Annotated in this window: 13 protein-coding genes; 6 read left to right on the top strand and 7 right to left on the bottom strand. The window is 72.2% G+C overall.

Annotation, left to right across the window (positions count from 1 at the left end; genetic code table 11):
- Both OHS59_RS18515 and OHS59_RS18510 read right to left on the bottom strand, forming a co-directional pair.
- Nucleotides 1–642 carry an ABC transporter permease gene (locus OHS59_RS18515; protein ID WP_328494513.1) on the bottom strand — a complete coding sequence of 214 codons (642 nt, stop codon included), beginning with the start codon at nucleotides 640–642 and terminating at the stop codon, nucleotides 1–3.
- On the bottom strand, nucleotides 642–1,718 hold the full coding sequence (locus OHS59_RS18510) for an ABC transporter ATP-binding protein (protein WP_328494512.1): 1,077 nt from the start codon (nucleotides 1,716–1,718) through the stop codon (nucleotides 642–644). Before OHS59_RS18510 ends, OHS59_RS18515 begins: the two co-directional genes overlap by 1 nt.
- Before the next feature lie 141 nt (nucleotides 1,719–1,859).
- Here OHS59_RS18510 and OHS59_RS18505 point away from each other — a divergent pair, with 141 nt between their 5' ends.
- The 3 genes from OHS59_RS18505 (at nucleotide 1,860) to OHS59_RS18495 (ending at nucleotide 5,103) form a co-directional block, all read left to right on the top strand.
- On the top strand, nucleotides 1,860–3,455 hold the full coding sequence (locus tag OHS59_RS18505) for an aromatic amino acid ammonia-lyase (RefSeq protein ID WP_328494511.1): 1,596 nt from the start codon (nucleotides 1,860–1,862) through the stop codon (nucleotides 3,453–3,455).
- 50 nt (nucleotides 3,456–3,505) lie between these two features.
- Nucleotides 3,506–4,420 carry a MurR/RpiR family transcriptional regulator gene (locus OHS59_RS18500; protein ID WP_443061639.1) on the top strand — a complete coding sequence of 305 codons (915 nt, stop codon included), beginning with the start codon at nucleotides 3,506–3,508 and terminating at the stop codon, nucleotides 4,418–4,420.
- Between the two features lie 98 nt (nucleotides 4,421–4,518).
- Nucleotides 4,519–5,103 carry a hypothetical protein gene (locus tag OHS59_RS18495; protein WP_328494509.1) on the top strand — a complete coding sequence of 195 codons (585 nt, stop codon included), beginning with the start codon at nucleotides 4,519–4,521 and terminating at the stop codon, nucleotides 5,101–5,103.
- Nucleotides 5,104–5,143: 40 nt separating this feature from the next.
- Here OHS59_RS18495 and OHS59_RS18490 read toward each other — a convergent pair whose 3' ends face one another.
- The 5 genes from OHS59_RS18490 to OHS59_RS18470 form a co-directional block, all read right to left on the bottom strand.
- Nucleotides 5,144–5,518 (bottom strand): hypothetical protein, encoded by a 375-nt coding sequence (locus OHS59_RS18490; protein ID WP_189769750.1) that lies wholly within the window; start codon nucleotides 5,516–5,518, stop codon nucleotides 5,144–5,146.
- A gap of 96 nt (nucleotides 5,519–5,614) precedes the next feature.
- The gene (locus OHS59_RS18485) at nucleotides 5,615–6,097 is read right to left on the bottom strand and encodes a roadblock/LC7 domain-containing protein (RefSeq protein WP_328494508.1); all 483 of its coding nucleotides are present in this window, start codon (nucleotides 6,095–6,097) and stop codon (nucleotides 5,615–5,617) included.
- A 38-nt stretch (nucleotides 6,098–6,135) separates the two neighbouring features.
- The gene (locus tag OHS59_RS18480; protein ID WP_443061638.1) at nucleotides 6,136–6,915 is read right to left on the bottom strand and encodes a transcriptional regulator; all 780 of its coding nucleotides are present in this window, start codon (nucleotides 6,913–6,915) and stop codon (nucleotides 6,136–6,138) included.
- Nucleotides 6,916–7,016: 101 nt separating this feature from the next.
- A complete protein-coding gene (locus OHS59_RS18475; protein ID WP_328494507.1) occupies nucleotides 7,017–7,415 on the bottom strand; it encodes a hypothetical protein in 399 nt (132 codons plus the stop codon).
- 253 nt (nucleotides 7,416–7,668) lie between these two features.
- Nucleotides 7,669–9,135, bottom strand: coding sequence for a diaminopimelate decarboxylase (locus OHS59_RS18470; RefSeq protein ID WP_328494506.1), 1,467 nt, complete (start codon nucleotides 9,133–9,135; stop codon nucleotides 7,669–7,671).
- Between the two features lie 186 nt (nucleotides 9,136–9,321).
- On the opposite strand from OHS59_RS18470, the gene hutU reads away from it, so the two are divergent.
- The 3 genes from hutU (at nucleotide 9,322) to OHS59_RS18455 (ending at nucleotide 13,750) form a co-directional block, all read left to right on the top strand.
- Nucleotides 9,322–10,980, top strand: a complete 1,659-nt coding sequence (gene hutU / locus OHS59_RS18465) for a urocanate hydratase (RefSeq protein ID WP_328494505.1) — start codon at nucleotides 9,322–9,324, stop codon at nucleotides 10,978–10,980.
- 179 nt (nucleotides 10,981–11,159) lie between these two features.
- Nucleotides 11,160–12,377, top strand: a complete 1,218-nt coding sequence (locus tag OHS59_RS18460) for an allantoate amidohydrolase (protein ID WP_328494504.1) — start codon at nucleotides 11,160–11,162, stop codon at nucleotides 12,375–12,377.
- A 17-nt stretch (nucleotides 12,378–12,394) separates the two neighbouring features.
- Nucleotides 12,395–13,750: a formimidoylglutamate deiminase gene (locus tag OHS59_RS18455; protein ID WP_328499262.1), complete on the top strand. Its 1,356-nt coding sequence runs from the start codon at nucleotides 12,395–12,397 to the stop codon at nucleotides 13,748–13,750.
- Nucleotides 13,751–13,761: the final 11 nt, after the last annotated feature.

The raw sequence follows: 13,761 nt of genomic DNA, 5'->3' as shown, positions 1-13,761 counted from the left end.
TCAGGCTCGCCGCCTCTTCCACGGGGTGAGTACGTACTGGACGGCGACCAGCAGGGCGTCCGCGACCAGGGCCAGCAGAAGCGTCAGGACGACGCCGACGATGACCGGGGTCGGGAAGTTGCGCTGGAAGCCGTCCGTGAAGAGCTGGCCGAGGCCGCCGTCGCCGATGTACGTGGCCACGGAGACCAGCGAGATCGACATGACCGTCGCGATCCGGACGCCCGCCATGATCACCGGGAGCGCGAGGGGGAGTTCGACGGTGAGGAGGGCGCGCAGGGGGCGCGTGCCCATGGCCTTCGCGGCCTCCTTCGTCTTCGCGGGGACCGAGTCGAGGCCCTCGACCGTGTTCCGCAGGAGGACGACGAGGGTGTAGATCGTCAGGCCGACGACCGTGGTGGTGCGGGTCAGTCCGGAGACCGGGAGGAGCAGCACGAAGACCGCGATCGACGGGATCGTGAAGAGGACGTTCGACAGGCCCAGGAGGACGCCGCGCAGGGGGCGGATCCGGTGGGCGACCACGGCCAGCGGCAGCGAGATCAGCAGCCCGAAGAAGACCGCGGACAGCGCTGCCTGCAGGTGGGAGAGGGTGAGGGTGGTGAGGTCGTCGGTGTGGTCGCCGATCCACGACCAGTCGATGGTCATCAGGCCACCCGGGCTTCCGCGTGGGCCTGTCCCGCGTGCCGGTGGATCTCGTCGCGCGAGGTCACTCCGGTGAGGGCGCCGTCGGCGCCGACCCGGGCCACGAGTCCGGCCGGAGAGGCGATGGACTCGTTGAGGGCGGCGAGCAGGGAGTCCGTGTCGCGCAGGGGGCGTACGGGGAGTTCGGTTGCTGCGGTTGCTGTGGTTTCTCCGGTTCCTGCGGTGTCCCCGGTGTTCTTGGGGCGCCAGTGCAGGGGTTTGCGGGCGCTGTCCAGGACCAGTTCCCAGGTACCGCTCTCGGGGGCCGGGGCCTGTGGGATGCCCTTGAGCGAGGTCAGGGACAGCAGCTTCAGGCCGCGTTCGGCGCCCAGGAAGTCCGCGACGAAGTCGTCCGCCGGGCGGGCCAGCAGCTCGGCCGGGGTGGCGCACTGGACGAGGTGACCGCCGGTGCGGAACACGGCGATCCGGTCGCCGAGCCGTACCGCCTCGTCGATGTCGTGCGTGACGAAGACGATCGTCTTGTTCAGCTCCTTCTGGAGCCGGAGCAGTTCGTCCTGGAGCTGGGTGCGGACGACCGGGTCGACGGCGCCGAACGGCTCGTCCATCAGGAGCACCGGCGGGTCGGCCGCGAGCGCGCGGGCCACGCCGACGCGCTGCTGCTGGCCGCCGGAGAGCTGGTGAGGGTAGCGCTTCCCGGCCTCGGCGGTCAGGCTGACCGTCTCCAGGAGTTCCGCGGCCCGGGACCGTGCCTTGCGGCGCCCCCAGCCGAGGAGCAGCGGCACGGTCGCGATGTTGTCGAGAACCGTGCGGTGCGGGAAGAGCCCCGACTGCTGGATGACGTAACCGATGGAGCGGCGGAGGTCGGCGGCGTCCTGTTCCAGCACGTCACGGCCGCCGACCCGGATGGTGCCCGAGGTGGGGTCGACCATCCGGTTGATCATCCGAAGGGTCGTCGTCTTGCCGCAACCGGAAGATCCCACGAGGACGGTCACGCCCCCTTCAGGCATCTCCAGGGAGAGGTCGTGGACCGCGGTGGTGCCATTCGGGAAACGCTTGTGGACCGCGTCGAACTGGATCATGAGGTGTCCCTTGCCCGGCTGCATATAGTCATGCAGAGTTCTCTGTACTTGAATAGCTTGTCAACGGTGTGGTGTCGATCGCCGGTTTCCTGTGATCGACAGGTAAGACCGAATGCCCGGATTGAGGGGAGTTTGCGCTCTATGTCGTCTCGGGATGTGGACACGCCGAGTGGGGTGACGACCGGCCTCGTGGTGCTGGACGGTTACAGCACGGGCGTCGCCGACGTCGTACGCCTCGCCGACGGGTCCGCGCGACCCGTCCCCGGCACCGACGCGATGAAGCGCGTCGAGGAATCCTGGGACGCGGCCCGGCGCATCGCCGCGACCGGCCGCGTGTACGGCCGGTCCACCGGCGTCGGCGCGAACCGGAACGAGGACGTGCCCACCGAGGCGGCCGCCGAGCACGGTCTGCGCCTGCTGCGCAGCCATGCGGGGGCCATCGGGGCGGAGCTGCCCGCCCGGGAGGTCCGCGCGATGCTCGCAGTACGGGCGAACCAGCTCCTAGCGGGCGGCGCGGGCCTGCGCCCCACCGTCGTCACCGCGCTGTGCGAGGCGCTGGAGACCGGCGCGTACCCCGTCGTGAACGAGTTCGGCTCGGTGGGGACCGGCGACATCGCGGCCCTGGCGCAGCTGGGGCTGGCACTGGCGGGGGAGCATCCCTGGCGCGGCGCGGACGCGACACCGGGAGGCGCCTCGGGCTTGCCGGCGACTGCCACAGCCACAGCCACAGCGACAGTTACGGCGACGGCGACGGTGGTCGCGCCCGAACCGCAGCCGCTCGACAACAACGACGCCCTCGCGCTCATCAGCAGCAACGCCCTCACCCTCGGCCAGTCGGCGCTCGCCCTCCACGAACTGCGCGGGCTCATCGGTGCCACACAGGTCGTCGCCGCACTGTCGCTGGTTGCGGTGGACGGCTCGTACGAGGCGTACGCGGCGCCCGTGCACGCCGCCCGGCCGCATCGCGGATCGACCGAAGTGGCCCGGCGGATGCGGGAGATGATCGGCGCGCCCGACCGCCCGACACCGCCGCTCGGCCGGATCCAGGACCCGTACGGCTTCCGGTGCGTGCCCCAGATCCACGGCCCCGCGCACGACGCGGCCGACGCGCTGGAGGAGGTCCTGGCCGTCGAGATCAACGCGGCCGCCGAGAACCCGCTGATCTGCGCCGAGGACATGGCCGCCTACCACCACGGCGGCTTCTACCAGGCCCAACTCGCCCTCGCCCTGGACCACTTCAGGCTCTCCCTCACCCAGGTCGCCCGGCTGTCGACCTCACGCCTGTCGACCCTCAACGAGCCCTCCTACACCCGGCTGCGCCCCTTCCTCGCCGACCACGAGGCGGCCTCCTCCGGCGTGATGATCCTGGAGTACGCCGCCGGGGCCGCCCTCGGTGACCTGCGGGCCTTCTCCGCGCCCGCCTCGCTCGGCCACGCTGTACTCTCCCGGGGCGTCGAGGAGCAGGCGAGTTTCGCCTCGCTCGCGGCTCGCCAGACCCTGCGCGCGTGCAGCGCGTACCGTCTCGTCGTCGGTTGCGAACTCGTGGCCGCCGTACGGGCGTTGCGCCAGCGCGGCCTGCGTCCCGACCCGGAGCTGCCGGTGGGCAGGGCGCTGGAGATCGCCGAATCGGTGCTCGACGCGGATGCGACCGACCGGCCGCTCACGGACGACGTGACGGCGGCGGCCGCGCTGCTCGACCGGTTCACGGACATCTGGAGTGGGAGCACGGCGGCATGAGCGTGGACGGGAACACGAGCGTGAATATGGGCATGGACAGGGACATGGACATGGGCCCGGACGGCAACGCGAGCACGGACCACCCGAACACGGGCGGGCACGACGGGAGCACCGGCGGCGGCTCGGGCGTGACGGACGCTCCCGCCGGACGGCTGCAGGCGCTCTTCGAGGGGCACCGGCTGACCCCCACCCAGCGGCGCATCGCGCACAGCATGGTGCGCCGGGCCGCCGACGTGCCGTTCCTGTCGAGCGTGGAGCTCGCCGAACTCGCCGGCGTCAGTCAGCCCTCCGTCACCCGCTTCGCCGTCGCCCTCGGCTTCGACGGCTACCCGGCGCTGCGCAGACACCTGCGCGAGGTCGCCCCCGCCGAACCCGCCGCCGACACCGGCTCGTACAACGAGTACCAGCAGGCCGTCGAGGCCGAGATCGAGAACCTCCGCCACCTCGCCTCCGTGCTCGCGGACCCGCGTCCCGTCGAACGGGCCGGCCGGCTCCTCGCCGCCTCGCGCCCCCTGCCGGTGCTCGGGCTGCGGGCCGCCGCGTCCCAGGCGTACGGCTTCGCGTACTTCGCGGCCAAGGTCCATCCGGACGTCCGGCTGCTGCACGAGGGCGGCACGATGGTCCACGACCGGATCGACGCGGCGGTACGGGCCGGGGCCAGCACCCTGCTGTGCTTCGCGCTGCCCCGCCACCCGCGCGAGGTCGTCGACACCCTCGCGTACGCGAAGGAGGCCGGCCTCACCGTCGTCACCGTCGCGGACTCCGCGTTCGCGCCGGTCGCCAAGGTGTCCGACCTGCTGCTGCCCGCCGCCGTCGGGACGGGGCTCGCCTTCGACACGGCCTGCGCGCCGATGCTGCTGGGGCGGGTGCTGCTCGAAGCGATGTGCGACGGGCTGCCGGACGCCCAGGCGCGCCTTGAGGAGTTCGACGCGGGAGCCGCCGCGCGCAACCTGTTCGTGGAGTAGCGGAGTCCGCCTGTCCTTTTGCGGGCTCTCTCATATTTGTCTCACCTTCGGCCGCTAATCTGCCCGCCACACACAGGCGTCTGGTGAGGAGGCGGAGCGTGGCGCGCGGAGGGCAGGGACTTGCTCGGGTGGCCGTCGTCGTCCGGGCCGGAGCGGCACCGCTGGGATGGCTCGGGGTCGTCGCGGCGGGAGTGGGCGCACTGGTGCCCGGGATCACGGGACGGCGGATCGGGGTGCCGGCGGGAGCCGCGCTCTTCCTGATCACAGCGGTCGTCGTCCTGCTGATGCGAAGGAAGCGGTACGTGGCACTCGCCCGCGGCGCCGACCGCGCGAGCAAGCACGATGTGCTGCAGGACCGGGCGGTGTCCGTACGGAACTGGCGCCGGGGGCACCGCTGGTGGCTGCTGCTCGCCTTCGCCGCAGCGCTGGGGTCCGCGTTCGCCGTGCCGGCCGCCGGCGGGCTGCTGCTCGCCGGCGCCGGAGTGGGCCTTCGCCTCAAGGCGGCCTGGATCGGCCGGCTCGAACGGTCGGCCGAGTCGCTCCTGTGGGTCCGGGTCGACTGGCTGGGCCGTGGCGCGGGCGTTCCGGCGGGCAAGCGCGTCAAGGGCTACCGAGCCACCGGAATCGCCGCGGGCGACGCCGCGCCCGGTGGGGCGCGGCGTCGGGGCGGGGTGCTGGTCTGATCCCCCGGACCTCGCCCCCGCCGGTTCACCGCTGGGTCGGTCAGACCTCCAGGTCGCCCTCGATCTTCTTCAACTGGTGGCGGGCCATGGCCAGGTTGGCGCGTTTGGCGTCGAGCACCAGGTAGAGGAAGAGGCCGTTGCCGCCCCGGCCCTTGATCAGCCGGATCAGGTGGTACTGGTCGGAGAGCGTGATCAGGATGTCCTCGATCTCGCCCTTCAGGCCCAGGTGTTCCATGGTGCGGATCTTGGCGCGGACGACGTCGGTGTTGCCGGCCGCGGCGACCGTGAGGTCGAAGCTCTTGCTGCCGCCGATCGTGCCCAGCGCCATACCGGTCGTGTAGTCGACGAGAGCGGCTCCGGTCGCGCCCTCGATGGAGGCCAGAGTCTCTTTCAAGGCGGTTTCGGTGTTGGTCATGGTTGTGCCGGTCCTTTCGGTTCGGTTCAGTTCATGTTGGTTCGTGGTTGTTCAGGGTGTTTCAGGGTGGTCAGGTTCGGTTCGGTGCCACCGGATTCAAGGGCTTTCGCCGGTCGGCCCGGGGACCGTCCGCGCGGTGCGCGCGGTTCTGGTGCGGGGTGTGAGGGCCTTCGGGGCGGGCCGTGCCGCCGGGGTCGGCTGGGCCTCGGCGGCGGCCTCGACGAGTTCGCCGATCCGGGTGCCGGAGCGGCGCCCTTCGAGATGCAGCCGGCCGACGTTCGCCCGGTCGCCGGCCAGCAGCGTCAGTACGGCGGTGGGTCCCGCCGCGTAGGTCGCCACATAGCCGTGCTCGCCGCGCACCAGCAGCTCGCGGAAGTCGCCCCGTCCGGTCGCGTCCGTCACACGGAGGGCGACCCCCAGTGCGGCGGCGGTGAGGGCGGCCAGCCCCTCCGGCTCCACGCCCGGAGTGTCCTGGGCCAGTACCAGGCCGTCGACGCTGGCCGCGAGCGCGCCCGTGAGCTGGGGCACCCGGGCCCGTAACCGGTGCAGTTCGTCGAGGACTTCGGCCTCCGCCGCCATCAGTTGTCTCCTCTCGGCACGCTGTCGGAGCGCGCGGATCACAAGGCCTCCAATGCGTCTCTGAGCCTGCGCAGCAGGGCCACGTCGGGATCCGCCGACGCCTGCGCGGCCTGCGCCGCCCGGGCGGTCGCACTGGAGAGGGGGGACACGGGTACGTCGGACTCCGGGGCCCGGGACTCGACCGTGCGCGTACGGGTCGTCACGATCCCGGCGGCCGCCAGTCGGCGGACGTCGACCAGGGTGTGGAATCCCGGCCGGCCGAGGACCCGTGAGATGTCCGAGACCGTGCGCTGCCCGTCGACCTGGTCGAGCACCGTGCGCTGACGCGGGGGGAGGACCGCGTCGACGGCCCGGCCGGTCCGGACGAGTTCCGCGGTGTCCGTGTCCGGGTCGGGCCAGATGCGGTGCAGCAGCGCGCGGCGCCGCAGCGTCTCGCGCTCCACCGCGTCCACGGTCACCGGCCGTACGGGGCCGATCCAGTGCGCGACCCCGTACCTGAAACGCGCCGGCCCGCTGCTCGCGCCGAGCGTGAAGAACGCGGCGTCGTACAGCGCCCCCAGGTGGCACAGCTCCAGGGCGCCCGCGGCCAGCCGCCCGCTGTCCACCAGGAACCGTCCGACGCGCCGTTCGGCCCCCGCCTTTGAGACGGCCTCCCACCAGCCGTCGGAACCCAGTGCCCCGCGGCTGGTGAGCAGTACGTCGAGCCCGGGGGTCGCGGGGCTCTCGGCGTGCACCACCTGGCCCTCGACCAGATACAGCACCCCGCGGTCCCGGGTCAGGACGCCGGTGGCGCGCTCCTCCGCGAGGCGGCTGAGCATGGGGCTGAGCATGGGCGCCGCCCCGGTCTGCGAGTCCGTGCGCTCCGACGGACCGCGGTCGTATCTCCCCAGTTCCGGCAGGGGGCGTGCTTCCATCGTGGTCACCCCACCACCAGCCGTTCCGCCATCTCGCCCAGGCGTATTCGGGCCAGTGCGAGATTGCCGTCCGAGCGCCCCAGCCACAGATGCAGGAACACACTGCTGTCGAAGGTCGTCCGGACGAAGCGCAGGACGTGATAGCTGTCCCGGTTGCTGATGATGAGGTCTTCCACCGGCGGCTGCCCGCCGGACCAGTCGGCTCCCTCCTCCGGGGCGAAGGCCTTGTGTTCCGCGGCGAGCCGGGCGAGTTCCGCCGACTCGGCCGCGGTGGCCTCGTGGTCCCCGTTGGGTGAGTCGCCGACCGTGCCCAGAGCCAGTCCGCTGGTCCAGTCGACCACCGAGGCTCCCCGGGCTCCGGGCAGCCTCATGGCCTCCAGCAGGCACTCGTCGATTCCGGGCACGGTGCTCCCCCTCCCGCCCGTCGGTTCAGCTGAGTGACGCAGAAGCTACGCAACGTGTGCGCGACGAGTGAGAGATATGGCAATTTCCCTTGGAACATGCCGGTTGCTGACTAGTGTGGGTCGATTGCCCTGCCGATAATCAGACCTTCGGGATTTTCCTGGTCCGCGGATTCAGGCACGATCCGCGCTGCTTTGTGCTCCTGTCCGGGCCGAGCAGGGTCGGCCCGGACAGGCTCGGCCCGGCGCGGGTGCCTCAGATCGTGCCGGTCAACGCCTCGGTGTGTGCCCCTCCCGACTCCGCCACGATCTCGTCGAGCGTCTGCGCCGTGCGGACCACCGCGAACCGCACCCCGCCCGCCCCGTCCGGACCGAAACCGTGGACGGCGGGCCGCGCCAGCGAGTTGTACCCGTAGTGGTGCGCGAAGTAGTACGCCCCCGTGTCGAGCGCCGCCGCGTAGTCGCCCTGTTCGAGCAGCGGCATCGACCGGCCCTCCGCCAGCAGGTCACCCGCGAAGCAGGCGGGTCCCGCCACGTCCTGCACCACGTCGGGCCCCGCCTTCGGCCGCCCCTTGTCGTCGTACGCGGCCACCCGCAGCGGCCAGGACTCCGGCGCGTACACCGTGCGGGCCGCCACCTGAACTCCCGCGTGCGTCACCGCGATCGCCCGGCCGCCCGCCGACTTCGCGTACTCGACGCGGGCCAGCACGATGCCGTGCTTGGCGAGCAGCGACCGCCCGAACTCCGTCACCAGCCCGTACCGCCCGTCGAAGAGCCCCGGCACGGTCGACGCGAGGAGCCGCGCGTACTCCTCGTAGGTCGGCGCGTGGGCGTCCGAGCCGAAGTTCACCGGCAGCCCGCCGCCGATGTCGAGCGTGTCGATCTGCCGCCGCCCGGCCCGCTCGTTGACCTCCTCCGCGAGCCCGTACGCCGCGGCCACCCCGCGCGCCATCAGCTCCAGCGGCATCCCCTGCGAACCGGAGTGCGTGTGCAGCCGGGTCAGCCACGGCCGGTCCAGATACGCCCGCACGACCCACTCGCGCGCACCCTCGTCCCGCAGCGCCACCCCGAACTTCGAGGTCGCCGTCGCCGTCGACAGCGCCCCGATCGAACCCCCGCCGACCTGCGGGTTCACCCGCAGCCCCACGGGCGAGCGGGTCGACGCCGACCGGACCAGGGCGTCGATCCGCGCCAGCTCCTGGGGGTTGTCCGCGTTGACCGCGATGCCCAGCGCGAGCGCCTCCCGCAGCTCGGAGGGGGTCTTCGCGGGCGAGTCGAGGACCGTACGGGACGGCGGCACCCCGGCCGCGCGGGCGAGGGCCAGCTCCCCCGGACTCGCGACCTCCATGCCGACGCCCTCCCGGTGCAGCAGCCGCAGCACCGGCACCAGCGGGGTCGCCTTCACCGCGAACGCGTGCAGCACGGGCGTACCCGGTGCGCTCACCGCGTCGAAGGCTGCCCGCAGGGCCGCCACGGAAGCCCGGATGCCGGTGGTGTCGAGGAGTGCGACGAGGGGAGTGGAGGGGCTCACGAGTCCCTGCTCCACGGCCGCGCGAACGGCCTCGTCGCGCCGCACGGCCCCGGCCGCGCCCTGAGTCGCCTCCAGTTTCACCGTCTCGGCCGTTCCGCCGTCCGTTCCCCCACCCCTGCCCCCGCCCGCGCTCCCGTCGGGCCGATCGCCCGTCGTGTCCGTGTCCCCTGTGTCCGTGCCGTATGCAGCCATACATCCAGCCAAACACCCGTACGGCGCCCCCGCTGGCCCACGGGGGTATTGACTAGTTCTATTCAGAAGCCCAGGATGTGAATATCCGCTGTATCGCTGTATCGCTGTATCGCTGTACCGCTTACCGCTGGACCGCTGTACGAACGGCAGCACCCGGAGTACTCACCAGTCGCCAGGAGGCAGACCATGTCAGGACCCCGCCCCGTCCGAGCATCACGCGGCACGGAACTGAGCGCCCTGGGATGGCAGCAGGAAGCCGCTCTGCGGATGCTGCAGAACAACCTCGACCCCGAGGTCGCCGAGCACCCCGACAAGCTCGTCGTCTACGGCGGCACCGGCAAGGCCGCCCGCGACTGGCGCTCCTACGACGCCATGGTCCGTACGCTGCGGACGCTGAAGCAGGACGAGACGATGCTCGTCCAGTCCGGCCGCCCCGTCGGCGTCATGCAGACCCACGAGTGGGCCCCGCGCGTCCTCATCGCCAACTCCAACCTGGTGGGCGACTGGGCGAACTGGGAGGAGTTCCGGCGCCTCGAAGCCCTCGGCCTCACCATGTACGGGCAGATGACCGCCGGATCGTGGATCTACATCGGCACGCAGGGCATCCTCCAGGGCACCTACGAGACCTTCTCCGCCGTCGCCGCGAAGAAGTTCGGCGGGACGCTCGCCGGGACCATCACCCTGACCGCCGGTCTCGGCGGCATGGGCGGTGCCCAGCCGCTCGCCGTGACGATGAACGACGGCGTCGCGATCTGTATCGACGTCGACCCGCGCGCCATCGAGCGCCGCATCGAGCACCGGTACCTGGACGTACGCGCCGACTCCCTGGAGCACGCCCTCCAGCTCGCTGTCGAGGCCCGGGACGCCCGCCGCCCGCTCTCCATCGGCCTGCTCGGCAACGCCGCCGACCTGCTGCCGCGCATGCTCGCCGAGGGCGCCCCGATCGACATCGTGACCGACCAGACCTCGGCCCACGACCCGCTGGCCTACCTGCCCACCGGCGTCGACCTCGACGACATGGCCACGTACGCCGCCAAGGACCCGGCCGGCTTCACCACCCGGGCCCGTGAGTCCATGGCCCGGCACGTGGAGGCGATGGTCGGCTTCATGGACGCCGGCGCCGAGGTCTTCGACTACGGCAACTCCATCCGGGGCGAGGCGCAACTGGCCGGATACGAGCGGGCGTTCGCCTTCCCCGGCTTCGTGCCCGCCTACATCCGGCCGCTGTTCTCCGAGGGCAAGGGCCCCTTCCGCTGGGCCGCCCTGTCCGGCGAGGCCTCCGACATCCACAAGACCGACAAGGCGATCCTCGACCTCTTCCCGGAGAACGAGTCCCTCCACCGCTGGATCAAGCTGGCCGGCGAGCGCGTCCACTTCCAGGGACTGCCCGCGCGGATCTGCTGGCTCGGCTACGGCGAGCGCGACAAGGCGGGCGAGCGCTTCAACGACATGGTCGCCTCCGGCGAACTAACGGCCCCCCTGGCCATCGGCCGCGACCACCTCGACTGCGGTTCCGTCGCCTCCCCGTACCGCGAGACCGAGGCCATGCTCGACGGCTCCGACGCGATCGCCGACTGGCCGCTGCTGAACGCGATGGTGAACGTGGCCTCCGGCGCGTCCTGGGTGTCCATCCACCACGGCGGCGGTGTGGGCATGGGGCGCTCCATCCACGCGGGGCAGGTGACGGTGGCCGACGGCACGAAGCTCGCGGGCGAGAAGATTCGCCGCGTGCTGACGAACGACCCCGGGATGGGTGTCATTCGGCATGTCGATGCCGGGTACGACATCGCCGAGGCCGTCGCTGACGAGCGTGGTGTGCGGGTTCCCATGCGGGAGGGCGAGTGAGCGGGTCGTCGTCCGGCGGGGGCTCCGCCCCCGGGCCCCGCTGGGGGCTCCGCCCCCAGGCCCCCGATCGGCCTGAACGGCCTCGTCCTCAAACGCCGGACGGGCTGGTGGTGCCTGAGCGGCCTCGTCCTCAAACGCCGGACGGGCCGGCTGGGGCGGGGGGTTCCTCCTTTCTTGAGATGTGGGGGGAGTTGGCGGGCATCGGGCGGCATGCCGGGTCCGGTGGGTATCGGCGGTTCGCCTGGACCGGGGCCGATACCGACTGCCGTGACTGGTTCAGGGCACAGGCCGAGGCGCGTGGGCTCACCCTCGAACTGGACCGGAACGGCAACCAGTGGGCGTGGCTCGGCGACCCCTCGGCCGGGGACGCCGTCGTCACCGGGTCCCACCTCGACTCGGTGCCCGACGGGGGCGCCTTCGACGGGCCCCTCGGCGTCGTGTCCTCCTTCGCCGCGCTCGACGAACTGCGCGGCCGGAACGCGCGGTTCACCAAGCCCCTCGCCATCGTGAACTTCGGCGACGAGGAAGGTGCCCGCTTCGGGCTGGCCTGTGTGGGCTCGCGGCTCACCGCCGGGGAACTCACCGTCGAGCAGGCACACCGGCTCACCGACGCCGACGGGATCACCCTCCCGCAGGCCATGGAGGCCGCGGGCCACGACCCGGACGCCATCGGGGCTGACCCCGAACGCCTGGCCCGTATCGGCGCGTTCGTCGAGCTGCACGTCGAGCAGGGGCGCGCCCTGGACCTGACCGGCGACCGGGTCGGCGTCGCCAGCGCCATCTGGCCGCACGGGCGGTGGCGGTTCGACTTCCGGGGCGAGGCCAACCACGCGGGCACCACTCGCCTCGTGGACCGCCGCGACCCCATGCTGTCGTACGCGGAGACCGTGCTCGCGGCCCGCCGGGAGGCCGAGCTCGCGGGCGCCGTGGCCACTTTCGGCAAGATCTCGGTCGAGCCGAACGGCGTCAACGCCATCCCCTCCCTCGTACGCGGCTGGCTCGACTCCCGCGCCGCGGACCAGGCGACCCTCGACACGGTCGTCCACGGCATCGAGAAGGCGGCCCGCGAGTACGCCGACGCGCACGGGATCCACCTCGACGTGGTCCGGGAGTCGTTCACCCCGGTCGTCGAGTTCGAGCACGCACTGCGGGACGAGATCGCCCGCGTCCTGGGCGGCGGGGACGGGGGCACGGGGGCGCACCTGAATGTTCCCGTCCTCGGAACAGGTGCGGGACACGACGCCGGGATCCTCTCCGGCTCGATCCCCACCGCCATGCTGTTCGTACGCAACCCCACGGGCGTCTCGCACTCGCCGGCCGAGTACGCCGCCGAGGACGACTGCGTTGCCGGGGTGACCGCACTGGCCGACGTACTGGAAGGGCTGGCCTGCAAGTGAGCGAGCTGAAAGCGAGCGTGCGAGGCACGACGTACTGGCTGGAGCACGCCTGGCTCGACTCCTACGTGGAGCCGGGCGTGGCCCTCGACGTGGGCGCGGACGGACGGATCGCCGCCGTCCGTACGGGCGTCGACAGCCCACCGCCCGGAGCGGAGATCCTGCGCGGCCTGACCCTCCCCGGCCTCGCCAACACCCACAGCCACGCCTTCCACCGGGCCCTGCGCGGCACCGTCCAGGTCGGCTCCGGGACCTTCTGGACCTGGCGCGAGATCATGTACTCCATCGCGGACCGGCTGACCCCGGACACGTACCACGCGCTCGCCCGCGCGGTGTACGCCGAGATGGCCCTTGCCGGTGTCACGGCGGTCGGCGAGTTCCACTACGTGCACCACGCGCCGGGCGGCACGCCCTACGCCGACCCGAACGCCATGGGTGAGGCGCTCGTCGAGGCCGCCGCCGAGGCGGGCATCCGCATCACCCTCCTCGACACCGTCTACCTCGCCGGGGGTCTGGTCGACGCCCGCAGGGGGCAGCCCCCGAACCGGCACCAGCTGCGCTTCTCCGACGGCACCGCGGAGGCCTGGGCAGCACGCTGTTCAGTTCTCAAGGACCGGGATCACGCGCGGATCGGGGCCGCCATCCACTCCGTACGGGCCGTGCCCGCCGGGCAGTTGGCGACGGTGGCGCGGTGGGTCGAGGAGCGGCGGGCCCCGCTCCATGTGCACCTGTCCGAGCAGACGGCCGAGAACGACGCCTGCCAGGCGGCCCACGGGTGTACCCCTACACAGTTGCTCGCCGACCACGGGGTGCTCGGGCCGCGCACCACCGGCGTGCACAACACCCACCTCACCGACGCGGACATCGCGCTGCTCGGCCGCTCGGGCACCGGCACCTGCATGTGCCCGACCACCGAGCGCGACCTCGCCGACGGCATCGGACCGGCCGTCGCGCTCCAGCAGGCGGGCTCCCCGCTGTCCCTCGGCTCCGACAGCCACGCCGTCATCGACCTGCTCGAAGAGGCGCGCGCGATGGAGCTGAACGAACGCCTGCGCAGCCGCACCCGGGGCCACTGGACGGCGGCGGCGCTTCTGCGCGCCGCCTCCGCGGACGGTCACGCGGCCCTGGGCTGGACCGACGCGGGCGTCCTCGAAGCGGGCGCGCTCGCCGACTTCACGACGGTCGCGCTCGACTCGGTCAGAACAGCGGGGACGCTGCCACGGCTCGGCGCCGAGACGGCCGTATTCGCCGCGACAGCGGCGGATGTGCGGCACACGGTTGTCGGCGGCCGTCATGTCGTACGCGACGGGGCGCATGCCCTTGTTCCGGACGTGCCGCAGGCCCTCGCGGACGCGATCGAAGCGCTGCGCGCCTGAGCGCCGACCCT

Source organism: Streptomyces sp. NBC_00414 (assembly GCF_036038375.1).
Classification (GTDB): Bacteria; Actinomycetota; Actinomycetes; order Streptomycetales; family Streptomycetaceae; genus Streptomyces.
This window is presented reverse-complemented; position numbering and strand designations above follow the sequence as displayed.